This window comes from Massiliimicrobium timonense, assembly GCF_002160865.1.
GTDB lineage: Bacteria > Bacillota_I > Bacilli_A > Erysipelotrichales > Coprobacillaceae > Allocoprobacillus.
This window is the reverse complement of record NZ_NFLJ01000021.1, coordinates 1-23947: the sequence shown is the minus strand read 5'-3', so window position 1 is coordinate 23947 and position 23947 is coordinate 1. Positions and strand designations below refer to the sequence as shown.

Here is a 23947-nt window from a genome sequence, read left to right as displayed (position 1 = left end):
TTTTCACCTCAATTTAATCCAATATCTTTACGATAATATTTACCATCAAAATCAATGATTGTGGCAGCTTGATAAACCTTTTGTCTTGTTTCTTCCAATGTTTGACCTAAAGCACAAATATTTAATACACGTCCACCATTTGTCACAAGTTCCCCCTTGTCATTTACAGCTGTTCCTGCATGGAAGACAATCATATCATCATCAAGCTGATCAAGACCTGTAATGACTTTACCTTTTTCATAACTTCCAGGATATCCAGCACTTGCTAGAACAAGACAAGCCACCTGTTCATCTTTCCATTTTACTTTTACATCTTTTAATGTTTTTGTACTCACAGCATACATAATATCAAATAAATCTGTATCTAATCTTAATAAGATGGATTGTGTTTCTGGATCACCAAAACGCACATTAAATTCCAGCACTTTTGGTTGCTTGTTTTCAATCATTAACCCAATAAAAACAACTCCACGATAATCCATATGATCAGCTTTTAATCCAGCCATAAATGGTTCTAAAATATCTTTCTGGAAAACTTCATCCATACCTTCTGGTAAGAAAGGATTAGGTGATACAGTTCCCATACCTCCTGTATTAGGGCCTTTATTTCCATCATAGATCTGTTTATGATCTTTAGCACTCACCATTGGAACAATAGTTTCACCATCTGTAAAGCAAAGTAATGAACATTCAAAACCTGTTAAAAATTCTTCTAAGACAACCTTTGACCCAGCACCATCTAAAGCACCATCAACCATCATCTCTTTTAAGGCCTGTTTGGCTGTCGCTTCATCTTCACAAATGATAACACCTTTCCCTGCCGCTAAACCATCAGCTTTCACAACAACCGGATAATCAAATTGATTTAAAGCTTGGATAGCTTCTTGATAAGAATTGACTTCCTGATACGCTGCTGTAGGAATATGATGTCTTTTCATAAAATCTTTGGAAAAAGCTTTACTTCCTTCTAATGTTGCTGCTTGCTTTGTTGGACCAAAAACCTTATGACCATGACTTTCCAATAAATCAGCCAATCCCATACACAAAGGCACTTCAGGTCCAATCACTGTCAAATCAATTCCATAGTCTTCAACAAACTTTAAAATACCATCTAAATCTTCAACACTTCCTGAATGACAAGTTCCAATTTTAGCAATACCTGGATTACCGGGTATCGCATGAATCTCACTGACACGAGGACTTTTTGATAAAGCATAGGCAATCGCATGTTCACGACCACCACTCCCAATCACTAATACTTTCATATATATCTCCTTTGATGATTTCATTATAAACTTATAGGAGGCATATCATAATAGATATGCCTGATGATATTAATGTCTAAAATGTCTATATCCACTAAAGACCATTGGAATATTCTTTTCATTACATAAATCAATAGAATCCTGATCTCTGATACTTCCACCTGGTTGGATAATGGCACCTACCCCAGCTTGAGCAGCGACATCGACACAGTCATTGAATGGGAAGAATGCATCACTGGCAAGAACAGAATCTTTAAAGTCTTTATCTGGATTATTTCTAATCGCATTTTCCAATGCCCAGACACGTGAAGTTTGTCCACCACCAATCGCTAATGTGACACCATTTTTCACAATACAGATGGCATTTGATTTGACATATTTAACGACTTTCATACCAAATTCCATATCTGTTAGCTGTTCTGGTGTAGGCTTTGCTTCAGTGACAACTTTCATTTCATCAATCATCTTTGTATTTAATTCTTGAACCAAAACTTTTCCTTCAAGATATTTAATATCATATTTGGCATCTCTGGCATCTAAATTCTTTAACTTTAAGATACGTAAATTTTTCTTTTTCTTTAAAACTTCCAAAGCATCCACGTCAAAATCAGGTGCAGCTACAATTTCTAAGAAAATCTTATGCATCTGCTCAGCTGTTTGTTTATCAATTTTATAGTTCACAGCCACAATACCACCAAAGATAGATTGTGGATCAGCTTCATAAGCTTTCATATAAGAATCATAACCTGTTTTTCCAACAGCCACTCCACAAGGTGTAGAATGTTTAATAGCCGCTGTGACAATCTGATCACCAAATTCTCTCACTAAAGCCACAGCTCCATATAAATCATTCACATTATTAAAAGATATTTCTTTACCATGTAATTGTTCATAATCCAATAATGATTTTTGAACATAACTGTCTTCATATTTATTAGCAGCCTGTTGAGAGTTTTCCCCATAACGTAAATGTTCCACTTTCTTTAAAGAAATATTTAAAGTATCTGGGAATTCATCATGGCATACATCCGCAAAATAACGTGAAATCATGGCGTCATAGGCTCCAGTTGTACTAAAAGCTTTATAAGCTAAATGTAATCTAAAATCATAATCATCTTGATGATTTTGAATCGTTTCTAAAACTTTTGTATAATCACGAGGATCAGTGACAATCAAAACATCTTTAAAGTTTTTAGCTGCACTTCTAATCATAGAAGGTCCACCAATATCAATATTTTCAATCATATCTTCCATGGGTTTACCAGCTTTTAAAGCTTTTTCAAATTCATATAAATTCACACAAACCAAGTCAATCGGTTGAATATTGTGTTCTTGAATTGTTTTGACATGTTCAGGATTATCTCTTTTAAATAACAATCCACCATGAACTTTAGGATGTAAAGTTTTCACTCTCCCATCTAACATTTCTGGAAAACCAGTCACATCATCAATCGCAATACAGCTGACACCATTATCTTCTAAGACTTTCATTGTTCCACCTGTTGAAACAATTTCAAATCCTAATTCAACCAAACCTTTCGCAAAATCCACAATACCATCTTTATTCGTTACAGAAATCAAAGCTCTTTTCATTTAAATCACCTTTACCCTTCCATTTTCAATTTGTATTCTTCCATCACAATATAATCCTACAACTTCAGGTAAAATTTGATGTTCAATCTCTAAGACTCTTGCCTGAATATCCTCAGCTTTATCTAAATCAGAAATATCACAAGCCACCTGTTTAATAATCGGTCCACCATCAATTTCACGGCTGACAAAATGAACAGTTGCCCCACTGACTTTGACACCTCTATTCAACACAGCCTCATGAACATGCATCCCGTACATCCCAGCTCCACAAAAAGAAGGAATCAATGAAGGATGAATATTGATAATCTGATTTGGATAAGCATCAATCAGTTCATCTGTTAAAATGGCTAAATAACCAGCTAAAACAACCAAATCAATCTGTCTTTCCTTGAACATGGAAACAATCAATGCATCATTCTTTTTGACAACAGCTGTTTCAATTCCTGCTTTTTGAGCACGCTCTAAGCCATATGCCTTTTGACGATTAGAAACGACAAGTTCAATCTGTCCATTGATTTTTCCTGCCTGACAGGCATCTATAATTGACTGTAAATCTGTTCCGCCCCCAGAAATCATCACAGCAATCTTTAACATAATTGAACTCCTTTTTGACCTGCTTCAATATGTCCCACAACATAACTATGATCACCAGAAGCTTCAATCGCTTTTAAAACTGTATCAACATCTTCTTTATTCACTGCAATGACCATACCAAGACCCATATTGAAAGTATTATACATCATCTGTTCTTCAATCTGTCCTTGTTTTTGAATCAAATCAAAGATTGGTGGGATTGGATAACTGTTCTTTTCAATGACAGCCAAAGCATTTTCTGGTAACATTCTTGGTACATTTTCATAAAATCCGCCACCAGTAATATGAGAACATCCTTTAATCTTCACACCTGCATTTTTGATATTCTTTAAAGCTTTGACATAAATTCTTGTTGGTGTTAATAAGACTTCACCCAATGTTCCCTTTAATTCATCATAATATGTATTTAAAGATGCTTCACTCATCTCAAAAACTTTTCTGACAAGAGAAAAACCATTACTATGAACACCACTTGAAGCGATACCAATCAAAACATCGCCTGCTTCAATTGTTGAACCATCAATAATATCTTTTTTATCCACGACACCGACTGCAAAACCAGCTAAATCATAATCATTTTCTGGCATTAATCCCGGATGTTCAGCTGTTTCACCACCAACTAATGCACACTCAGACTGAATACATCCTTCAGCCACCCCTTTAACAATCGTCGCAATTTTTTCAGGATAGTTCTTTCCACAAGCAATATAATCCAGGAAAAATAAAGGTTCTCCTCCACTACATGCAATATCATTAACACACATAGCGACTGCATCAATCCCAATCGTATCATGTTTATCTAAGATAAAAGCTAATTTGACCTTTGTTCCACAACCATCAGTTCCTGACAACAAGACAGGGTCTTCCATATTTTTAATAGCACTTAAATCAAAGGCACCGGCAAAACCACCTAATCCTCCAAGCACTTCTGGACGCATTGTCGCTTTGACATGTTCCTTCATCAATTCCACTGATTGATACCCAGCTTCAATATCTACACCCGCTTTTTTATAATCCATATTTATACTCCTTATTTATTTTCCATTCTTGCTAGTACTGCTTTATAAGTTTCAATTAAATCTCCAATATCTTGTCTAAAGACATCTTTATCATATTTTTGATTTGTATCCACATCCCATAAACGACAAGAATCAGGTGAAATTTCATCAGCTAATAAGATTTGACCATCTTCTGTTTTTCCAAATTCAATTTTAAAATCAACCAATTTTAAATTTAATTTCAAGAAAAATGCTTTTAATAATTCATTAATCTTTAATGTTGTTTCACGAATATATTTTAATTCTTCACGAGTCGCAAGTCCTAATGCGACTGCATGATCATCATTAATCAATGGATCACCATAATCATCATTTTTATAACTTAATTCGAATATTGGTTCATCTAAAACAATACCTTCTTTAGCCCCTAATCTTTTACAGAATGATCCTGTTGTAATATTTCTAATAATAACTTCCAATGGGAAGATTTCTACTTTTTTCACACGAATATCTCTTTCATTGATTTTTTCAATCATATGTGTTTTGATTCCTGCTTCTTCTAACATATCAAAGATAATACAAGAAATTGTATTGTTTAAAACACCTTTTCCTTCAAACTGATCATGTTTCACTCCGTTACCAGCTGTTGCATCATCTTTATAATGAATAATGTATTCATTTGGATTTTCTGTTTCATAAACTTGTTTTGCTTTTCCTTCATATAATAATTTTGCCATTGTTTGATTCTCCTTTATTTATTGATATTTTTCCATAATTTCCTGATTTGCTTTCATTGCCTGTTTTTCATTGTCCTGACGGAAAGCTAATAATTTTGCCTTTAATTGTTCATGATGAACAGCCATCATCTGTAAAGCTAAATAAGCTGCATTTTTACTTCCATTAATAGCGACTGTCGCAACGGGAATACCAGAAGGCATCTGGACAATTGATAATAAAGCATCCATACCATCTAATGTCGCCCCACTTAGCGGAACACCAATGACAGGTAATACGGTTTGAGAAGCGACAACACCTGGAAGGGCTGCGGCCATCCCAGCCGCTGTAATAATCACTTCTGTACCATTGGTATTCACTTCTTCCATAAAGGCACTTAATCCTGCATGTGCACGATGAGCAGATAAACATCTCACCTGTACATCGACACCATAATCTTTTAAAATCTGAATCGCTGGTTCAACTTTAGGTAAATCACTTGTTGAACCCATAATCACTGCAACTTTCATTGTTTCATTCCTTTCCTTAAAATAATCCCACAATTTTTCCATCTTCATCTATATCCATATTCACTGCTGCAGGTTGTTTAGGTAATCCCGGCATACGCATAATATCACCACTAATCGCAACTAAAAAACCTGCTCCTGTGTTAGGAATCAAATCATTGATTTTAACTACAAATCCACTTGGACGACCAAGTAAAGTTGGATCATCAGAAAGTGAATATTGTGTTTTTGCAATACAGATTGGTAACTTTCCTAATCCTTGTGCTTCATATTTCTTCATTTTATTGATGACTTTCTTTGTGAAGGTCACATCATTAGCACCATAGATTTCTCTGGCAATGACTTTGATTTTTTCTTCAATAGATAAATCCAAATCATATAAAGGCTCAAAATCAGCTGCCTGTGTATCTAAAACATCTAACAATTTTTCAGCTAATTCAATACCCCCATCAGCTCCCTTTGCCCAAACTTCACTGATAGCGACATCAACACCTTTTTGTAAACAAATATCCTTCAACAACTGAAGTTCAGCTTCTGTGTCTGTTGGAAAAGCATTAATAGCCACAACACTAGGTAAATGATATTTATGAATATTTTCAATATGTTTTTCTAAGTTTTCAATTCCTTTACGTAAAGCTTCTAAATTTTCTTCTCCTAAATCCTTTTTCGCAACACCACCATGCATTTTTAAAGCACGTACAGTTGCCACAATCACAACTGCATCAGGTTTTAATCCAGCTTGACGACATTTAATATCTAAGAACTTTTCAGCCCCTAAATCAGCTCCAAATCCTGCTTCTGTAATCGCATAATCACCTAATTTCATTGCTAAAGTGGTTGCCATGACAGAGTTACATCCATGAGCGATATTGGCAAATGGTCCTCCATGAACAAAAACCGGTGTATGATCCAAAGTTTGTACTAAATTAGGTTTAATCGCATCTTTCAATAATAATGTGACAGCACCAGTGGCCTGAATATCATCCACAGTCACTGGTTCACCAGCATGATTATAAGCCACAATCATACGTCCTGCACGTTGTTTTAAATCTTCTAAAGATGTTGCCAGACATAAAATAGCCATGACTTCACTTGCCACTGAAATATCAAAACCATCTTCTCGAGGCACACCATTGACTTTACCACCTAATCCTACAACGATATGTCTTAAAGCACGGTCATTTAAATCGACACAACGTTTCCAGACAATCTGACGTGTATCAATATCTAACGGATTGCCTTGTTGAATTGAATTATCCAGCATAGCTGCAATCAAGTTATTCGCTGTGGTAATCGCATGAATATCACCTGTAAAATGCAAATTAATGTCTTCCATTGGCACCACTTGCGCATAGCCACCACCAGCAGCTCCACCTTTAATACCAAAACATGGTCCTAGACTTGGTTCACGCATAGCGACAACTGATTTTTTCCCTAACTTATTTAAAGCTTGAGATAAACCAATCATTGTCGTTGTTTTTCCTTCTCCGGCAGGAGTTGGGTTAATGGCTGTAACTAAAATTAATTTGCCATTATCTTTTGATTGAAGCTGATTAATAGCTTCTAAAGAAATTTTTGCTTTATATTTTCCATAAAGCTCTAAATCATCTTCATTCAATCCTACTTTTTTCGCAATTTCTTGAATTGGTTCCATTACTGCACTTTGTGCAATTTCTACATCTGTTAACATCATTAACACCCTTTCTGTTTTGATTTTATGACCTCTTGACACTTTCTTTATATCATAAATTCATCCTTTTGACTATTGATATCGCTGTCAATTTATGAAAAACCAAAAAAAGAGTCTAAACATCCGGTCATTTGCCCAGACGGTCGACTCTTTCCCATTATACTTCCATGTGGTCCTTTCCACTTCCGTCAGTTGTATAACTACATGAATAATATCATTTCTACTCTTTTTTTTCAACATTTATTCACAATTTTTAAAGACTACTCACAAAAGATTGAATCGCATCATTAATGACTTCCTTATTCATAATGGAAGTCGGTACACAATCCCCATTACACATCTCCAGTTCTCCATTTCGAATCAATAAAATATGATGCATATTAACAAAATAATAAGGATGCATCTGAAAAAAAGAATAATTCATTAATTTTTTCTTTACGCGACTTAAATCATGAAAATGACCATAAAAATATTGACTTTCCGTAACCACCTTAGTTTGAAAACGTCCACACTCAATATACACAATTTCACTTGGTAAAAAACGTCGTGAACCCCCTTGATCTAAATAAAATAAAACTTGGTGATGTAACTGCTGATAATGTGTCCATATCCTTTGAAACTCACCATTAAATAAATCATAGAGTTCTTTTTTCAAAAACATTCCAAAACCAAATGCTCGAAAACTCTCATGCATATGAGAATAATCATTTCCAATATAAATAATTAAGCATTCTGGATTCACACAATGTAGCTCACGTCCCAGTTTAAACCCACTGTTTCCATCAATATAATCACTAATAAAAGCGACATTATAACTATCTTTTAATGGTGAACGTAAAATCTGAGGATACTGAGTATAACTATCAATCATCATATTTTCATCAATCTTTGTCTGATATAATAATTCACTTAAATTTTCAATACAATCTTCATCATCAATACAAATAAAAACTTTCATAACTATCACTCCCTAGCATTATTTTACCTACCCATTTTGAAAGAAAAAATGCCACTTTTACTCCTACTTGTGCATTTTTAGCACAATTTTGATTTATTTTTACATAAATCTGTTAAGGTTATACCGCAATAAACGAAAGGAGGAATTGCATTTTATGAAAGAACATCGTTTCTTATGGAAAGCATTTCTTTATAAAGAAAAAATATTTTTAATTGTGATTGTATTTATATTGATGTTGATTTCGATGTTTTATAGTTTTCAACAATCCATTTTTTCCTCACCGGGCTATCAACAGGCTTATCCTAATGCCGGATTAGAATTCTTTTATAGTCTATTTCGCATTGGAACCAATCCCTTCATCTTTATTTTAATGATGTTGGTGTTGCCTAATATTATGTCCTATGATCTCTTAAACATGCATCAAAATCACGCTGTCTACCCTATTGAAACCCGTCTGACAAGACAAAGATTTTATCAAGAAGTCTACATCAAAAATATGATTTCTTCTTTTCTGGTTGTCCTTTGCTTGCAACTTGGATTATTGATAGTCAGTCATATGATGTTAGCTCCCATCCATTTTCAAAGCATGACTTATCCTGAAGGTTACTACATCACAACGCAATTATTATGTCCCAATGAATGTTTGAATCTTATTTTCTTTTTACTTTTGACATCACTTGGTTATGCGTTAATCTCAGGACTGCTCTTTTCTTTACAAAGCAATATAACCAACAAATATGTTTATCGTTGTTGTGGTGTGATTATTGGTATTCTGCTTGTTTTATTCCCAGCTTTAATACAAGGCTATCTTCCTTATCCCGATAGTGCTTTTATTATACAAATCAATAATCTCGTTGCCTTAGGTTTAGAACATGTCAGAGAAAATCCTTTTGGATTATCCCACTGGTCGCTTTATATTCTCTGTTTTTTGATTTATGCAGGAATCTGTTATCTTTGTTTTCAAGTTTTATTAAAAAGGAGAGAATCTCATGATTAGAAAATGGTTTTCTCTGTTAGATCAAAGAGTTGTTATTTTATTAATGGCGATGCTCATCGCATCACCTGTCTTATGTGGTAAAAATACTTATACCATCTGTTTAATTTATTCCCATTATCTTGCTGTGTATATGAATAATGTTTTTTTATTAATGATTTATCAATGGATTGCCAGAATGAATCAATTATTATTACCTGTTCGTATAAGAGTGAATGAACAAACAACCTATATCACAGCCTATTTATTTTTAATACTGATTTCTATCCTATACACAGTAATCATTTATATTAGTTATTATTTCTTTTTTGGTAGTATTGCTCCAAGTGATTTAGGAATCACAGTCACCTTTATGATTATCAATATGATGATCACATTGATTGAAGCAACGATTATTTATTTACAGATTGGGCATAAGAAAAACTTTCTTTATTTAGCTTTACCCGTATTTATTAATTTTTTATTTCATCTTGTATTTACAAAACTATTTTAAGGAGGCATTATGTTAGATATTAAAGATTTAAATAAAGACTTTCATAAACACACAGTCTTACAACATCTTTCTTTACATTTAGAAGGCAATGAATTGATTTATATACATGGAATTAATGGTTCAGGTAAATCAACATTATTTAAACTGATTTGTGATATCTTAAAACCGACATCAGGAACTATAGAAAAGAAAAAAGACTTACAAATTGGTGCTTTAATAGAAAATCCCGGATTTTTAGAAAATGAAACACTCGCCTATAATCTTCGCTTTCTTGCATCGTTAAACAATCATTATGATCAACAATATATTGAAGAACTCTGTCAACAGTTTCACTTAGATTTTCATAGTCGTATGAAATTGAAAAACTTTTCGGTAGGAATGCGTCAAAAAGCTGGAATCATTCAAGCAATCATGGAAAAACAAGAATTGATTTTATTAGATGAACCGACACGTGGTCTAGATCAGGAATCTATTCACATCTTTTGTCAAATTATCAATCAATTACATCAACAAGGTCATACGATTATGATTGCAGCTCATGATTACTTACCAGATATTCACTATACCCACATTTATCATTTAGAAGGACAACTTTATTTAGATGAAATGGATTAAGTTTTCACTTTTTTATAGTTGTCTAATCTTCATCATCAATCACCTTTATACCACACTCACACCCTATATTCTTTTTCATTATCCTTTCTTTGATTTTCGTTATCTTATCTTTATTCTCATTCAAATTATCTGGAGTCTTCTTTTTTATCAGATTGTTTACCAGTATATCTGTTTAGATACTTTTATCAAACTTCGTTTATCACTATTTCAACGTAGTTTCTTCTTTTTCAAACAATGGTTTTTCTATCTTGGCTTTTATACCATCATTCATCTTCTTTTGATGTATCTTTTAGCCATACCAATTCCCTATTATTTTCTTGGATTACAACTATGTCTTTGGAGTCTTGTCTTTATCTTTTCACTTGTATTTCATCACATTTCGAGTTATCATTATGTTTCAATGATATTGATAATGATAAGTATACATTTATTTTTATAGGAGGGTGAATATGGAACGTTTAAATCAAGCCAATGAAGCGATTTATCATGCATTAGAAAAACTTCTTGAAATTTCTAAGGATGACAGCATGACTGATCAACAACGTAAAGCAATTTATGATGTCATTGATGATATTGAAGAAACACGTCATGCTTTATATGAATTAAAAAATGAAATGCGTACACAACAATCTTAATAGATGTTTTCAAACATCTATTTTTTTGTATAACGTTCAATAAATTGAAAGATTGTGGAATAATAAGTTTTTGAATCCGTTGAACAGCTTTGAGCATGTCCTGCTCCTTCAATAATCAGCTTCTCTTTAGGACAGGTTGCACTTTGATAAAGCGTGTTTACCATTTCACAAGGAACAAAATCATCTTCACTGCCATGTATAAACAAAATCGGAACGTGACTCTTTTGGACCTGTTTTAAGGGACTCACATCCTCTAAAGCATATCCAGCACGTATACGTGTCACCACACTCGCCATATGCAGGGCAATCTCACTTTGCCATTTTTCCATAGGAATATGATATTGAAAAACATCCCAGACACTCGTATAGCCACAATCCTCAATGACTGCCTTGACTTGTTGAGGCAAATCTTCACCAGCGACATCCATAACTGTTGCCCCACCCATTGAAACACCGTATAAAATAATTTGAGCCTTCTTGTCTTTAGCGATAATATAGTCAATCCATCCCATGATATCATAACGATCATCCCATCCCATTCCAATATAATCCCCCTCACTTTGTCCATGCCCTCTTAAATCTGGAATCAAAAGATTATATCCTTGCTTATAAAAACGCTTAATGGGTGAAATAATACTGGCACCTGTCCCACGATAACCATGAACCATAATCACATAAACAGAAGTATCCTGTTCAATATAACTGGCATGTAAAAAAAGATCATCATGACTTTGAATAGATACATTGACACTATGCGTATCCAACCACTGTGTAGAATCAGATCTCTTTTGAGTTGACATATTTTCAAAAAGTGTATGGTGAGAAGCAGGATTTAATGTATAATCATATAAATAATTGCCAACATAAAAAGTGATTCCTGTTAAAAAAATTATACAGATAATAATGATACATAGAGAAATTTTTAATAATTTTTTCATTTTCATGGATTCACCTCTTATATTTTTATTTTGTGCATATATTATGTTATAATCATGAAAAGGAGGAAAAATGATGGCTTTTCAAAAAATAGATATTAAAGATTTAGATATGAATGTTTTTCAGACCATTGGTCAAGACTGGATGTTGATAACTGCGGGAGATCAACAAAAAATCAATACAATGACAGCTTCATGGGGTGGCATGGGTGTGTTCTGGGGTGAAAATGTTGTTCATGCCTATATTCGTCCTCAACGCTATACAAAACAATTTGTTGATCAACAACCATGTTTTTCGCTATCATTCTTTGATGGCTATAAAAAAGAATTATCCGTCTTAGGAACGGTTTCTGGTAGAGATACTTGTAAAATTGAAGATGTTCATTTTCATCCTACTTTTATTGATGGCGTTCCTGCTTTTGAAGAAGCAAAGCTTGTCTTTATTGTAGAAAAAATTTATGAAGATTCTGTGAAAGCTGAAAACTTTATTGATACTTCTCTTGATGAAAAATGGTATCCAGATAAAGATTATCATCATATCTATATCGCAAAAATAAAAGGTGTTTACCAAAAGGTATAAACACCTTATTATTTTATCCTCATTTTCCTATTCTAATCATGATGATTCATCTTCTAAAATCACTGCTGTCCCCATTAACATAGGTTTTAATGTATCCCTTAAATCAAAACATATGCCTAGTACTGCATTTGCTCCTTTTTCTTGAGCTTTTTCACTTAAACGCTTGAGTGCTGTTTCCAGATATTTTTCCATATTCATCGCTAATCTGGTCGGCCTCACAGCATCATCATAAGCAAAAACAATTCCTAAATCTTTCACGACTTTTTTTCCTGGATAAGTTGATAATGTTGTTGTAATCATATCGCATCCTCCTTATATTATTCAACAATATTCATATATCTTATTTATAACACATTCATATGAAAAATATATGAAAAAAAGATTAAGATTTCTCTTAACCTTCCATTTTTTCTTTATATTCTAAATATTCATCATAAGTTGATAAACGATCAATACATCCATCTTCTTTTAATTCAATAATTCTATTAGCAATCGTCTGTACAAATTGATGGTCATGAGAAGCAAAGAGTACATTTTCTTTAAAACGAATTAAACCTTCATTTAATGCCTGAATAGATTCCAGATCCAAATGGTTTGTTGGTTCATCTAAAACCAAGACATTGGTATTCGCCATCATCATTTTTGCTAACATACATCTCACTTTTTCTCCACCAGATAAAACATTGGCTTTTTTCAATGCTTCTTCACCAGAGAATAAAACACGTCCAAGCCATCCTCTTAAATCTTGTTCATAAGCATCTTCTCCAGCATATTGTCTTAACCACTCTACAAGAGATAAATCACAATCATCAAAATATTCATTGTTATCTTTTGGAAAATAAGATTTTGAAGTTGTCACACCCCATTGAAATGAACCTGTATAATCAGTGATTTCTCCCATGATAATCTTAAAGAAAGATGTAATGGCTAATTCATGATCAGAAACAAAAGCAACCTTATCTTTAGGTGACAATGAAAAAGATACATGATCAAATATCTGTTCACCATTTTGTTTGTAACCCAAATCTTCTACTGTTAAAACAATGTTTCCTACTTCTCTTTCTGGTGTAAAACCAATAAAAGGATATCTTCTCAGTGATGGTTTAATATCCACCATTTCTAGATTATCTAATAATTTCTTACGTGATGTTGCCTGTTTTGCCTTAGAAGCATTGGCACTAAAACGAGCAATAAATTCCTCTAATTCCTTTTTCTTAGCTTCTGCTTTTTTATTGATTTCTTTCGCCTGTTTTATCATCATCTGTGAATATTCATACCAGAAATCATAGTTTCCAACATATAATTGAATTTTACTATAATCAATATCAGCAATATGTGTACAAACCTTATTTAAAAAATGTCTATCATGGGATACAACAATGACTGTATTAGGGAAGTTTAATAAGAAATTCTCTAACCAAGTGACACTTTTTAAATCTAAATGGTTTGTTGGCTCGTCCAATAATAAAATATCAGGATTGCCAAACAAAGCTTGAGCTAGTAAAACTTTGACTTTTTGTTGATCACCCAGTTCTTTCATCAATAAATGGTGATATTCACTTGTAATCTGTAATCCATTTAATAAGATTTCTGCATCCGTTTCGGCATTCCATCCATCCATTTCCATGAATTCACCTTCAAGTTCAGCTAACTCAATACCATCTTCATCATTAAAATCAGCTTTACTATACAATTCTTCTTTTCTTAACATAATTTCATAAAGACGTTTATTTCCCATTAAAACAGTCTTTAAAACTTCCTGATCATCATAGGCAAAATGATCCTGCTTTAATACTGAAAGTCTTTGTCCCGGTGTGATTACCACTTCACCTTTATTCGGTTCAATTTCACCAGCTAAAATTTTTAAAAATGTTGATTTTCCTGCCCCATTGGCACCAATAATTCCATAACAGTTTCCTTCTGTAAACTTAATAGAAACATTTTCAAATAAGGCACGATCACCATATCGTAAAGATACATTTTGCGTTGCTATCATATTCATTCTCCTTTAACAAATCCACTCTATTATACATGAAAGATTTATTTTTGCAAACAAAATAATGCCATGATTAAACGGCATTATTTTGACATATAATATTCCATTTCATTCAAAATATTATCAATCATTGGTAAGGCAGTCATATATATCTTTGTTCCACAGACCTCACAAATAGAAGATAAGGCACAAAAGACTCTAGGATTTCTAATCATAATCTCTGTAGGTTTTCCATAATCTTCTAATAATTCTTGAAACATATTCAGACAGGCTTTAGATTGTTCTTCTTCAACCTTTAATAAATTCATGTAAACAATTTCTTGTGATTCTAATTCCATCGCTAACAAAACAAGTCCACTGATAGGACGATCATAACCGGCTTCAACGATACCACCTTTAAGATAGGCTAATTCAATGATAAACTGACGAAAGCTTTGAGGAATGGTTTCAAGATTTCCCTTATCAGTGATAGTTAATGTTGGAAATTTATCTTTCACTGGTGGTAAGGCTCTCGCTTCATAAATCCCATCATGGGTATACAACATCTCATCTTGATCAAAATCCACAACAACTTCTTTATTTATATAAGCTTTCATTAAAGGAATCAATTGTTCTAAGACTTGAATCATGATTTTGGCTTGATAATCATTGATTTCATAAGGATAAAATCTTGATTGAAATGATAAAAAGTAAGGCCAATTCCCCTTCCCACGATATTTGAAGCCCAATGTTTTCATCATCTGTCTTTGACTTGAAGGAACTTCTTCACGATCTCCCATGTAGAAAGTCAGACACGTCTGATCAAACATCATATACTGTATCACACGGTCCTCCTCGTATTCTAATGAAATACTATTTAAATCTCTGTAACCTTGTTCACCTTCATAAATAGAAAAACCAATACAATCTCCTAATTGTCCCATAATTGTACAATAATAAGTTGCTCCATTGATTTCCAATCCCACAAAGTCATTACTTCTAATAAACTTCCATGCTCCAAGTTGAATCCACTCATTAATCAGTGTATATAATTGTTTCCAAATATTTTTATCCATACCATCTTCACCTTATTTTTATCATACATAAAGACGCAACAAAAAGAAACCTTTATTTGATTAAATGACGAGGATTTTTATGCATCATAATCTCTTTTTGTCTTTGTAAAGAAGCATATGCATAAATACTCGTTGTCGTAATGGAACTATGTCCTAAGATTTTTTGAATATAAGTAATATCTACATCCTGTTCCAACAACATAGTCGCAAAAGTATGACGAAACATATGAGGCGTAATATGATAGCCATGTGTATAATGATTAATAATATGACGGACAGATTGATCTGTTAAGCGATGATACTGATTATTCATAAAGAAATAATCTTGTTGATGAATGTAATCATAGAAAGTCAATTCATAATTTTTAAGAGCCTTACAAACATCATCTGTTAAATAAATGACCCTTTCTTTAGCGTTCTTTCCATAAATAATTAAATACTGATCTTTTAAATCAATATCTTTTCTTTTAATGGCACACAGTTCTGAAACTCTAATTCCTGTTGAAATCAATAACTCAATGACTGCTTTATCTCTTTGAATAAAAGCATGATGTTCATGATTTAAACATCTAAATAAGTCTTGTAATTGATGATATTGAATAATACGGGGTAATGTCTTTTCTTCTTGAATCTTGTATCTGATTTTATGCATAGGATTATCTTGAAGTATTTCATTAAAAACCAGTTCTTCAAAAAATGCATGAAGTGATGCCAGTTTTCTTTTAACTGTCTTTGGTTTAAAATGTTCATTCAAATAATGAATATAAGATGATATTTCCTGTTTATTCATCTCTTTATTTTTCATAAATACATAAAATTGTTTCAAATCAATGCGATAAGCTTTTAAAGTATGTTGACTAAGTCTTTTATTTTCACATTGATGGAAATAAAATGATAAATGTTCTAATGTTAATTGCATAATGAATCCTCCTTTTATTCATTATGACATATCCTATCCATTTAAGAAAAAAAGAATAGTTTTTCACTATTCTGGAGATACACGTTTTTCAATTTGAAAAATATCTGCTTTATAAATCAAAATATATAAAATCACTGCCAGTAAAGATGCTCCAACAGCATCTAAAAAAGAATGTTGTTTAATAAACATCGTTGATAATGTAATCATAACAGCAGAAACAATCGCAAAGATTTTGATTGTTTGATGATGACTGATATTTTGACATTTCATAAGTGCAATAGCACAACCAATAGAATTATACACATGAATACTAGGAAAGACATTTTGACTTTTATCAGCTTGATAAATGAATTGAACAAGATTCATTGATAAAGATTGTCCTTCAATGACTGGTCGATGATCAAAACTTGTTGGATAAACTGTAAAAATAATTAAACAGATTGTCATACCTATAAACAAAAAAGCAACACATTTATAGAAATCACGACGATGTGTGAAAAACAAATAACCAATCGTTCCAGCCACAAAAAGAAACCAGTAGATATAAGGATAGATAAACCATGATATAAATGGAGTCATAGCATCTATCCCTATATAGACATCATGAAATGAAATCTCTCTTAACTGTAAGCCAAAATACCAAGGTAAATAAATAATAAAATATGTAAATACCCAAGCATGACGATAGCGATATAAGAAACGTTTCATTAATTAAATCCAAATAACTTTCTAGAAATAGCGTATCCTGTTGTAATAATCTTTTTACCAACACGTCCATCCATTTCCATCATTGAACCTAATAGTGTATGTTTGACAGCTTTATAAAGCTCTGGATTTTTATTTTTCAAATAATCCCATAATTCATCTTTCTTTTGAAGATTTTCAGCAGTTCCTGATTTAATCATTAAAACAGTAGATACTGTTGTAATCATTGTTAAATATTTAATCATATAATTTCTTAATTTACGACTTTTTAATTTCATCACATCACAACAATCAATCATTAATTTATTCACTTTAATCTGCTGATCAATACGTGAAATCATGATTTTTTCATTCACTGACTGATCTTCTCTACCAATATAATAACGATATAAATCTACATTTAAATAATAAAGTGTATTCACATAAGGTAAAGGTTGATAAACAAATAAATTATCAACATAGAAAGTATGTTTTGGTAATTCTAGATTACAGTTTCTTAATAATTGAGTACGATAGATGACACTATGCATTAATAAGTTTTGTTGAGGATAAAAATGTTTTAAATCATACCATCTAAACGTTCTATTTTGCGGTAAAGCATTTGTATATTTAATCACACTTGATTTATTAGCACTTGGTTTTTCATAAACGTAATTCGCAATAAACATATCTACATCTTCATCTTTTGAATGAAGTTTTTTTATTGTTTCAATCACTTTTACAAGAGATGAACGATCAAACCAGTCATCACTATCCAATACCTTAAAATAGAGTCCTGTGGCATTTTTTAACCCCGTATTAACAGCCTGTCCATGTCCACCATTTTCTTGATGCACACATTTAATTGTATCTGGATATAAAGCTGCCCAGTCATCACCTTTTTTGGCAGTCAAATCTGAAGAACCATCATCAACAATAATAATTTCCACATCATCTTTTAAAATCAGACATGATTCAATGGCTTTATCCATATATTCCTGTGAGTTATAACATGGGATTGCAATACTTAAATATTTCATAACTTCCTCCTATAATGTTTCAGCCAGTTTTAAGGCTTCTTCAACAATTCCATCAATATTATAATATTTATATTGAGCCAGACGACCTAATAAATAAAACTGTGAAAAAGGTTTGACATAATCTACATATTTTTGATACATCTTTAAATTTTCTGGTGACAAAATCGCATAGTAAGGGACTTGTCTTTCATCATGATAAACCTCAGGATATTCTTTAACAATCGTTGTTCCTGAAATGTCCTGTCCTGTCAAATATTTAAACTCTGTAATGCGTGTATAATCTTCACTGACTGTATAATTAATGACACCATGACTTTGATAATGATCTTGAGGATAATGCTCATAAACAAAGCGTAATGAACGATAAGGCAATCTTCCTAAACAATGATCAAAGAAAGTATCAATAGCTCCAGTAAAAATAACTTTGCCCTGCCATAGTTTTCCTTGATAAAAGATTTGTTTCTTTTCAAAATCAAAAGTCAAATCCTCTTTTGCATCCTTGTTCAATTCTACTTCAATATGATCATGATCCAACATCTTTTCAAATAACTTTGTATAACCCTCTAATGGCATACCTTGATAAATATCTTGAAAATAACGATTATCATAAGAAATCAAAACCGGTACTCTGGCAGTTACGCTTTGATCAACTTCTTCAGGTTTTTGATTCCATTGTTTCATCGTATATTTCAAAAAGATATTTTCATACACATATTGAGCGACTTCCTGTATACCCAAAGAAGGATTCTTCTGTAATTCTAAAATAGGAACACGGGCATTTTTGCCATATGCAGCAATCAATTCCTGTTTTAAGCGTTCTCCTTTTTCCTTTCCAAAAACAATCATTAAAGTATTTAAGTTAAAAGGAATCGGTATAATCTTTCCATAGACATTTCCAGCTACTTCATGGCGATAATCATACCATTTTGTAAAACGTGATAAAAAGTCAAAAACTTCCTTATTATTCGTATGAAAAATATGAGGACCATACTTATGAACCAATATACCATATTCATCATATTCATCATAACAGTTGCCACCAATATGATTTCTCTTTTCAATAATTTTGACTTTTTCTCCTTTTTCAGCTAAAACTCTCGCTACAACACTTCCTGCAAAACCACTTCCAATAATTAATGTATCCATTCTTTCACCTCATTTTATTTATCATATCATAAACCTAAACATGATTCAATTTGTTCTCTTGTCAGGGATGAAAAAGGAATAATTGGTTGAACATCATCTTCATTACCAATTGTTTTTTCCATCCATACAATATCATGCCATTGATGAAACTTATACCCTGCATGATGAAAACAACCAATATATTGAAAACCAAAAGCTTCATGAAATTTTTCACTTTTTATATTGGGATGAGTAATACAAGCATAGACATGTTGTATGTGCATAATTTTTAAGATATGCAACAAACTTTGATAAAGCTGTCTTCCAACGCCTTGACCATGATAGTGAGAATCAATATAAATAGAAAGCTCACTGCCCCACTGATAAGCAGCCCTTGAAGCAAATGCAGAAGCATAAGCATAACCGACAACACGGTCATTGTCTTTGGCGATAAGATAGGGATATTGACACAATGTCTGTGCAATACGCTGTTGCATTTCTTCTAAGGAAGGAACATCATATTCAAAAGTAATGTTGCTAGATTGCACATAAGGTGCATATATATTTAAAATATCTGCTCCATCATCTATGGAAGCAACTTTTATATTTATAGACATTCTTTTCTCCCTTCTAAGAGTTTTAAATATTCTTTTTCATGAATAATTCTTAAATCCTGTCCCTGTTTCATCAGATGTAAAGCTTTCTTAACCTTTTTATTCTCTTTACCAAAACGTACTTTATGATAACCTCTACCACCAATCACAAGATAATTTGTATGCGTACTGACTTGATTGGTTGATAATGCACAAGCCTCTTTTGTCTTTTCTTCTAAGACTTCTCGAGGCATATAGAGTTTTCCTGTAAAACAGACTGATTGATGATACAATAAAGCATCTTCTCTTTGATTCATTTCTAATAGTTGAACAACTGATTCAGCAGAAATGATATTACGATAATAGTTTTCTTTCATTTCACCAAATTCTAAATGAAATTTTTGATGTAAATCATACAGACTGGAAACATCTTCTTGTTCTAGCATTTGCATTAATAAATAAGCACAAGCTTTGGCATCTTCTAAAGCATGATGTGCCTGAAATTGAAAACCATTCATAATGGATAAATCTTTTAAATTATATTTTGAAAGTTTTGGATAAACAAGATGTGCTAAAACATTGGTACATGACATCATTAAGCGTGGATAAGTCATATGATACTGTTTTAAAGCAGCCCTTAAATTCATCATATCTCCTTGAATATCATGTGATACAACAATCGTATTTTCAAAATAATGATGAATGTCTTTCCACACTTCTGGAAATGCTTTTTCTTTATACAATGATTGAGGTCGAATCTGATGAACTCTAAAACGATAAGGATCAAAGCTTAAATTCTTGGGTTTTATTAATGAATAATAGGTTGATACAACTTGTAAATCTTGAATTTGTACAATACCAATCGCACATACACTGGCAGGATCTTGATTTAAAACTTCTATATCAAAAACGGTTATCTTTTCACTCATGCTATTCCAACCGCCTTTTTAGCCAGAAGATCAGCCATTTCATTATACAAATCCCCACTATGTGCTAAAACTTTCATAAAATGTATCTCAATCTTTTGACGACTTTCATCAATAAAAGTTTGATAAGCCTGTGTTCCTTGACGACGTGCCATCCATGTATGATTAGCCCATTTTTCAATTCCCTCATAATCATAATAAATACAAATCATAGGATATTGATGTTCTATCGCATAACAGATTGCCTGATGAGCTCCGGCAATTTCACCAGCTACATTTCGCATACTGACATAATCAGGATGTTTCCCTTTTCCATTGATTTTTAAAATGACTTGTTGTCCATCAATCAAAACACAGCCATAACCATATTCACCCGTCTTTTGATTAAAACTGCCATCCACATAAGCAATTAATCCCTGCTCATGAAAAGATGGTATTTGTTCATTCAAATAGTTTTGTGCATCTTCTAAAGATGAAAATGATTTATACAAAGCTCCTTTAAACCCTTTGACCATCGATTCACATTCTTCCCAAGTTGAAAAAATACCGATCTTTCTTCCTTTTTTCACTGCATAATATTTTGCCATCTTTTTAACCTCCGCTCCCTATTATAATCATAAACATGACATTTGGCTAGTAAAAAATATAAGCGATATGGTATAATCATGAGTGAAAGAAGGTATTATCATGAAAATTGAAAATCGTTTTTTAAAATATATAAGCTTTAATACACAATCCAATCCTTATTCAACTATTTCACCTTCAACAACGGGTCAAAAAGAATTTGCTCAATTTTTAGTTGAAGAAATGCGTATTTTAGGTCTTAAAGATGTACAAATGAGTGAATATGGTGTGGTCTATGGAAAAATTCCTGCTAATAATCAACATCAAGGTGATGTTATAGGGTTGATTGCTCATTTAGATACATCACCCGATGCCAGTGGTCAAGATATTCATCCCCAAATTATTCGTCATTATGATGGTAAGGATATTTCATTAAAAGAAGAACGTTTATTATCACCAAGAGAGTTCCCTGATCTTCAAAAAGTGATAGGACATGATTTAATCACAACGGATGGCACAACGCTTCTTGGTGGCGATGATAAAGCAGGTATTGCAATCATTATGAGTATGGCTGAATATATGTATAAACATCCTGAATTTTTACATAATGATATTATGATTGCTTTTACCCCAGATGAAGAAGTAGGACGTGGAACTGAACATTTTGATTTAGATATTTTTCAAGCTGATTATGCGTATACAATTGATGGTGGTGACATCAATCAATTCCATTTTGAAAACTTTAATGCCTACCAAGTGCTTGTAGACATCATAGGTCAAAGTATTCATCCGGGAAGTGCTAAAAATAAAATGGTCAATTCTCAAGAAGTCGCTATGACATTCCATTCTATGTTACCTGCTGGACAAAAACCACAATTGACTGAAGGTTATGAAGGTTTTCACCATCTTGTTCATATGCAGGGAACATGTGAAAAAACACATTTAGAATATATTGTCCGCAATCATGATTATTTAGAACTGAAACAACAACTCAATGACTTTTCTCGTATTCAATCTTATTTAAATAGTTTCTATGGCTATGAAGCGATTGATATTACCATGCATGAACAATATCTTAATATGAAAGATATTATCAAAGACCATCCTCATATCATTGAACAAGTTGAAACTGCTATGGAAGATGTTGGATTACGTCCAGAAATTACGCCAATTCGTGGTGGTACAGATGGTGCCCGTCTCTCTTTTAATGGTCTTCCCTGTCCTAATCTAGGAACAGGTGGTTTCTATTGTCATGGTCCTTATGAATTTGTTTCTATTACAATGATGAAAAAAGGTGTAGAACTCCTTTTAAGATTAGTGAGAAATAATGTCTATGCTCATGAAGATATACCATTTTAGGTTTATCTTCTTTTTTAAGGATGGTAAAATAAATATAAGGAAGTGTTCACTATGAAATGTTTATTTATTATTAATCCAAGTTCAGGAACAAAAACCATTCAAAAAAAACTTGATCAGCTCATTGGTCAACTGATTTTAAAACAAATTGTTCATACTGTTGACATCTTTTATACTCAAAAGAAAGATGATGCCTACAAGCGTAGTTTAAAGATTCAAGATGGAGATTATGATTTTGTTGTGAGTGTGGGTGGTGATGGAACTGTTAATGAAATCATTAATGGCTTTATTGAAAATCACTTACTGACTCCTCTTGCGATATTACCTGGTGGTACTGTTAATGATTTTGCAAATCACTTACATTTACCTCATAATACTGATGATTTCATTCAAATGATTCAAGACTTCCAGACAATGAAAGTAGATATTGGTAAAGTCAATGAACAATATTTTGCTAATGTTATTGCTGGTGGCATGTTTAGTGACATCAGTTTTCAAGTATCTAAAAATGATAAAGAAAGATTTGGTCCTTTAGCCTATTATATTAGTGGCATTCGACAATTACCATCACAATTACACACATCATTACATTTAAAAGTGGAAGCTGATGGACAACATTTTGAAGAAGATGCAAAATTATTTATGATTACTAACACTTCTCAAGTGGGAGGCTTTAAAGATATCACACCTCATGCTAATATCCAAGATGGTCAATTGGATTTATTGATTATCAAAAAGTGTTCAGCAACTGACTTAATTTCTCTATTCAAAGATTATACTTTAAACAGTCATGAAAAAAGTCCTTTTATCACTTATATTCAAGCTAAAGAATTAATCATTGAATGTGATAAAAATATTATCTATGATGTTGATGGTGAAAAAGGAACAACCTTCCCTATTCATGTCACGGTTGAAAAACAATCTTTATGTGTCATTATTCCTAAAAGTCTAGAATATAAAGAGAAGCTATGAGTACAATATGATATGATAACCTCCTAGTAGACAGTGTAAATAATTAAACACTGATACGGGAGGTTTTTATATTGGGAAGAAAAAGCAAATATTCTAAAGAACTAAAAATAGAAATATGTAAACGTT

Annotated in this window: 26 protein-coding genes and 1 riboswitch; of the genes, 7 read left to right on the top strand and 19 right to left on the bottom strand. The window is 32.4% G+C overall.

The genetic code is table 11. The features are described from left to right. Positions 1 to 8: 8 nt before the first annotated feature. The 8 genes from purD to B5E75_RS08105 form a co-directional block, all read right to left on the bottom strand. Positions 9 to 1265, bottom strand: a complete 1257-nt coding sequence (purD, locus tag B5E75_RS08140) for a phosphoribosylamine--glycine ligase (RefSeq protein WP_087358252.1) — start codon at positions 1263 to 1265, stop codon at positions 9 to 11. A 69-nt stretch (positions 1266 to 1334) separates the two neighbouring features. Further along, on the bottom strand, positions 1335 to 2858 hold the full coding sequence (purH, locus tag B5E75_RS08135) for a bifunctional phosphoribosylaminoimidazolecarboxamide formyltransferase/IMP cyclohydrolase (protein WP_087358251.1): 1524 nt from the start codon (positions 2856 to 2858) through the stop codon (positions 1335 to 1337). After that, positions 2859 to 3452 (bottom strand): phosphoribosylglycinamide formyltransferase, encoded by a 594-nt coding sequence (gene purN, locus B5E75_RS08130; RefSeq protein WP_087358250.1) that lies wholly within the window; start codon positions 3450 to 3452, stop codon positions 2859 to 2861. Next, a complete protein-coding gene (purM, locus tag B5E75_RS08125; protein WP_087358249.1) occupies positions 3446 to 4471 on the bottom strand; it encodes a phosphoribosylformylglycinamidine cyclo-ligase in 1026 nt (341 codons plus the stop codon). The genes purN and purM overlap by 7 nt, the downstream gene beginning before the upstream one ends. Positions 4472 to 4482: 11 nt before the next feature. Continuing rightward, entirely contained in the window at positions 4483 to 5187 is a 705-nt protein-coding gene (gene purC, locus B5E75_RS08120) for a phosphoribosylaminoimidazolesuccinocarboxamide synthase (RefSeq protein WP_087358248.1), read from the bottom strand. A gap of 18 nt (positions 5188 to 5205) precedes the next feature. Then, a complete protein-coding gene (gene purE, locus B5E75_RS08115) occupies positions 5206 to 5694 on the bottom strand; it encodes a 5-(carboxyamino)imidazole ribonucleotide mutase (RefSeq protein ID WP_087358276.1) in 489 nt (162 codons plus the stop codon). A 16-nt stretch (positions 5695 to 5710) separates the two neighbouring features. Continuing rightward, on the bottom strand, positions 5711 to 7381 hold the full coding sequence (locus tag B5E75_RS08110; protein ID WP_087358247.1) for a formate--tetrahydrofolate ligase: 1671 nt from the start codon (positions 7379 to 7381) through the stop codon (positions 5711 to 5713). A 126-nt stretch (positions 7382 to 7507) separates the two neighbouring features. Continuing rightward, positions 7508 to 7587: riboswitch (ZMP/ZTP riboswitch) on the bottom strand. A 47-nt stretch (positions 7588 to 7634) separates the two neighbouring features. After that, positions 7635 to 8339: a LytTR family transcriptional regulator DNA-binding domain-containing protein gene (locus B5E75_RS08105; RefSeq protein WP_087358246.1), complete on the bottom strand. Its 705-nt coding sequence runs from the start codon at positions 8337 to 8339 to the stop codon at positions 7635 to 7637. A gap of 154 nt (positions 8340 to 8493) precedes the next feature. Between B5E75_RS08105 and B5E75_RS08100 the strand changes: the two genes are divergently transcribed. From B5E75_RS08100 to B5E75_RS08085, 4 genes are all read left to right on the top strand, one after another. Further along, a complete protein-coding gene (locus B5E75_RS08100) occupies positions 8494 to 9336 on the top strand; it encodes a hypothetical protein (protein WP_087358245.1) in 843 nt (280 codons plus the stop codon). Continuing rightward, entirely contained in the window at positions 9329 to 9826 is a 498-nt protein-coding gene (locus B5E75_RS08095) for a hypothetical protein (RefSeq protein WP_087358244.1), read from the top strand. The genes B5E75_RS08100 and B5E75_RS08095 overlap by 8 nt, the downstream gene beginning before the upstream one ends. Before the next feature lie 9 nt (positions 9827 to 9835). Next, the gene (locus B5E75_RS08090; RefSeq protein WP_087358243.1) at positions 9836 to 10441 is read left to right on the top strand and encodes an ATP-binding cassette domain-containing protein; all 606 of its coding nucleotides are present in this window, start codon (positions 9836 to 9838) and stop codon (positions 10439 to 10441) included. Positions 10442 to 10890: 449 nt separating this feature from the next. Continuing rightward, positions 10891 to 11076 (top strand): hypothetical protein, encoded by a 186-nt coding sequence (locus tag B5E75_RS08085; protein ID WP_087358242.1) that lies wholly within the window; start codon positions 10891 to 10893, stop codon positions 11074 to 11076. A gap of 17 nt (positions 11077 to 11093) precedes the next feature. Here the strand turns inward: B5E75_RS08085 and B5E75_RS08080 are convergent, their stop codons facing one another. Then, entirely contained in the window at positions 11094 to 12020 is a 927-nt protein-coding gene (locus B5E75_RS08080) for an alpha/beta hydrolase (RefSeq protein WP_241146644.1), read from the bottom strand. A 67-nt stretch (positions 12021 to 12087) separates the two neighbouring features. On the opposite strand from B5E75_RS08080, the gene B5E75_RS08075 reads away from it, so the two are divergent. Continuing rightward, the gene (locus B5E75_RS08075; protein WP_087358241.1) at positions 12088 to 12591 is read left to right on the top strand and encodes a flavin reductase; all 504 of its coding nucleotides are present in this window, start codon (positions 12088 to 12090) and stop codon (positions 12589 to 12591) included. Between the two features lie 36 nt (positions 12592 to 12627). Here B5E75_RS08075 and B5E75_RS08070 read toward each other — a convergent pair whose 3' ends face one another. The 10 genes from B5E75_RS08070 to B5E75_RS08025 all read right to left on the bottom strand — a co-directional run bounded on the left by B5E75_RS08070 (position 12628) and on the right by B5E75_RS08025 (position 21516). Then, entirely contained in the window at positions 12628 to 12891 is a 264-nt protein-coding gene (locus B5E75_RS08070; protein WP_087358240.1) for a heavy metal-binding domain-containing protein, read from the bottom strand. 94 nt (positions 12892 to 12985) lie between these two features. Continuing rightward, the gene (locus B5E75_RS08065; RefSeq protein WP_087358239.1) at positions 12986 to 14587 is read right to left on the bottom strand and encodes an ABC-F family ATP-binding cassette domain-containing protein; all 1602 of its coding nucleotides are present in this window, start codon (positions 14585 to 14587) and stop codon (positions 12986 to 12988) included. A gap of 83 nt (positions 14588 to 14670) precedes the next feature. After that, positions 14671 to 15642, bottom strand: a complete 972-nt coding sequence (locus tag B5E75_RS08060; protein ID WP_087358238.1) for a DUF7309 domain-containing protein — start codon at positions 15640 to 15642, stop codon at positions 14671 to 14673. Between the two features lie 52 nt (positions 15643 to 15694). Then, positions 15695 to 16561: a tyrosine-type recombinase/integrase gene (locus B5E75_RS08055; protein WP_087358237.1), complete on the bottom strand. Its 867-nt coding sequence runs from the start codon at positions 16559 to 16561 to the stop codon at positions 15695 to 15697. A gap of 66 nt (positions 16562 to 16627) precedes the next feature. Continuing rightward, positions 16628 to 17269, bottom strand: a complete 642-nt coding sequence (locus tag B5E75_RS08050) for a phosphatase PAP2 family protein (RefSeq protein ID WP_087358236.1) — start codon at positions 17267 to 17269, stop codon at positions 16628 to 16630. Beyond that, positions 17269 to 18285, bottom strand: coding sequence for a glycosyltransferase family 2 protein (locus B5E75_RS08045; protein ID WP_087358235.1), 1017 nt, complete (start codon positions 18283 to 18285; stop codon positions 17269 to 17271). Before B5E75_RS08045 ends, B5E75_RS08050 begins: the two co-directional genes overlap by 1 nt. Positions 18286 to 18294: 9 nt before the next feature. Next, a complete protein-coding gene (gene glf, locus B5E75_RS08040; RefSeq protein ID WP_087358234.1) occupies positions 18295 to 19431 on the bottom strand; it encodes a UDP-galactopyranose mutase in 1137 nt (378 codons plus the stop codon). Positions 19432 to 19457: 26 nt separating this feature from the next. After that, on the bottom strand, positions 19458 to 20027 hold the full coding sequence (locus B5E75_RS08035) for a GNAT family N-acetyltransferase (protein WP_205089365.1): 570 nt from the start codon (positions 20025 to 20027) through the stop codon (positions 19458 to 19460). Further along, entirely contained in the window at positions 20018 to 20932 is a 915-nt protein-coding gene (locus B5E75_RS08030) for an exonuclease domain-containing protein (RefSeq protein ID WP_087358233.1), read from the bottom strand. The genes B5E75_RS08035 and B5E75_RS08030 overlap by 10 nt, the downstream gene beginning before the upstream one ends. Further along, a complete protein-coding gene (locus B5E75_RS08025) occupies positions 20929 to 21516 on the bottom strand; it encodes a ribonuclease H1 domain-containing protein (protein ID WP_087358232.1) in 588 nt (195 codons plus the stop codon). Before B5E75_RS08025 ends, B5E75_RS08030 begins: the two co-directional genes overlap by 4 nt. 100 nt (positions 21517 to 21616) lie before the next feature. Between B5E75_RS08025 and pepT the strand changes: the two genes are divergently transcribed. Beyond that, positions 21617 to 22852: a peptidase T gene (gene pepT / locus B5E75_RS08020; protein WP_087358231.1), complete on the top strand. Its 1236-nt coding sequence runs from the start codon at positions 21617 to 21619 to the stop codon at positions 22850 to 22852. Positions 22853 to 22903: 51 nt separating this feature from the next. Next, positions 22904 to 23821, top strand: coding sequence for a diacylglycerol/lipid kinase family protein (locus B5E75_RS08015; protein ID WP_087358230.1), 918 nt, complete (start codon positions 22904 to 22906; stop codon positions 23819 to 23821). Positions 23822 to 23947: the final 126 nt, after the last annotated feature.

Excerpts from the sequence above, each read along its gene's own strand:
- B5E75_RS08105 (WP_087358246.1), bottom strand. The coding sequence starts at position 8,339 with ATGAAAGTTTTTATTTGTATTGATGATGAAGATTGTATTGAAAATTTA.
- B5E75_RS08060 (WP_087358238.1), bottom strand. The coding sequence starts at position 15,642 with ATGGATAAAAATATTTGGAAACAATTATATACACTGATTAATGAGTGG.
- B5E75_RS08070 (WP_087358240.1), bottom strand. The coding sequence starts at position 12,891 with ATGATTACAACAACATTATCAACTTATCCAGGAAAAAAAGTCGTGAAA.
- B5E75_RS08075 (WP_087358241.1), top strand. The coding sequence starts at position 12,088 with ATGGCTTTTCAAAAAATAGATATTAAAGATTTAGATATGAATGTTTTT.
- B5E75_RS08015 (WP_087358230.1), top strand. The coding sequence starts at position 22,904 with ATGAAATGTTTATTTATTATTAATCCAAGTTCAGGAACAAAAACCATT.
- glf (WP_087358234.1), bottom strand. The coding sequence starts at position 19,431 with ATGGATACATTAATTATTGGAAGTGGTTTTGCAGGAAGTGTTGTAGCG.
- purE (WP_087358276.1), bottom strand. The coding sequence starts at position 5,694 with ATGAAAGTTGCAGTGATTATGGGTTCAACAAGTGATTTACCTAAAGTT.
- purM (WP_087358249.1), bottom strand. The coding sequence starts at position 4,471 with ATGGATTATAAAAAAGCGGGTGTAGATATTGAAGCTGGGTATCAATCA.
- B5E75_RS08055 (WP_087358237.1), bottom strand. The coding sequence starts at position 16,561 with ATGCAATTAACATTAGAACATTTATCATTTTATTTCCATCAATGTGAA.
- B5E75_RS08100 (WP_087358245.1), top strand. The coding sequence starts at position 8,494 with ATGAAAGAACATCGTTTCTTATGGAAAGCATTTCTTTATAAAGAAAAA.
- B5E75_RS08085 (WP_087358242.1), top strand. The coding sequence starts at position 10,891 with ATGGAACGTTTAAATCAAGCCAATGAAGCGATTTATCATGCATTAGAA.
- pepT (WP_087358231.1), top strand. The coding sequence starts at position 21,617 with ATGAAAATTGAAAATCGTTTTTTAAAATATATAAGCTTTAATACACAA.
- purN (WP_087358250.1), bottom strand. The coding sequence starts at position 3,452 with ATGTTAAAGATTGCTGTGATGATTTCTGGGGGCGGAACAGATTTACAG.
- B5E75_RS08025 (WP_087358232.1), bottom strand. The coding sequence starts at position 21,516 with ATGGCAAAATATTATGCAGTGAAAAAAGGAAGAAAGATCGGTATTTTT.
- B5E75_RS08080 (WP_241146644.1), bottom strand. The coding sequence starts at position 12,020 with ATGAAAATGAAAAAATTATTAAAAATTTCTCTATGTATCATTATTATC.
- B5E75_RS08035 (WP_205089365.1), bottom strand. The coding sequence starts at position 20,027 with ATGTCTATAAATATAAAAGTTGCTTCCATAGATGATGGAGCAGATATT.
- B5E75_RS08030 (WP_087358233.1), bottom strand. The coding sequence starts at position 20,932 with ATGAGTGAAAAGATAACCGTTTTTGATATAGAAGTTTTAAATCAAGAT.
- B5E75_RS08090 (WP_087358243.1), top strand. The coding sequence starts at position 9,836 with ATGTTAGATATTAAAGATTTAAATAAAGACTTTCATAAACACACAGTC.
- purD (WP_087358252.1), bottom strand. The coding sequence starts at position 1,265 with ATGAAAGTATTAGTGATTGGGAGTGGTGGTCGTGAACATGCGATTGCC.
- B5E75_RS08045 (WP_087358235.1), bottom strand. The coding sequence starts at position 18,285 with ATGAAATATTTAAGTATTGCAATCCCATGTTATAACTCACAGGAATAT.
- B5E75_RS08065 (WP_087358239.1), bottom strand. The coding sequence starts at position 14,587 with ATGATAGCAACGCAAAATGTATCTTTACGATATGGTGATCGTGCCTTA.
- purC (WP_087358248.1), bottom strand. The coding sequence starts at position 5,187 with ATGGCAAAATTATTATATGAAGGAAAAGCAAAACAAGTTTATGAAACA.
- B5E75_RS08110 (WP_087358247.1), bottom strand. The coding sequence starts at position 7,381 with ATGTTAACAGATGTAGAAATTGCACAAAGTGCAGTAATGGAACCAATT.
- B5E75_RS08050 (WP_087358236.1), bottom strand. The coding sequence starts at position 17,269 with ATGAAACGTTTCTTATATCGCTATCGTCATGCTTGGGTATTTACATAT.
- B5E75_RS08095 (WP_087358244.1), top strand. The coding sequence starts at position 9,329 with ATGATTAGAAAATGGTTTTCTCTGTTAGATCAAAGAGTTGTTATTTTA.
- purH (WP_087358251.1), bottom strand. The coding sequence starts at position 2,858 with ATGAAAAGAGCTTTGATTTCTGTAACGAATAAAGATGGTATTGTGGAT.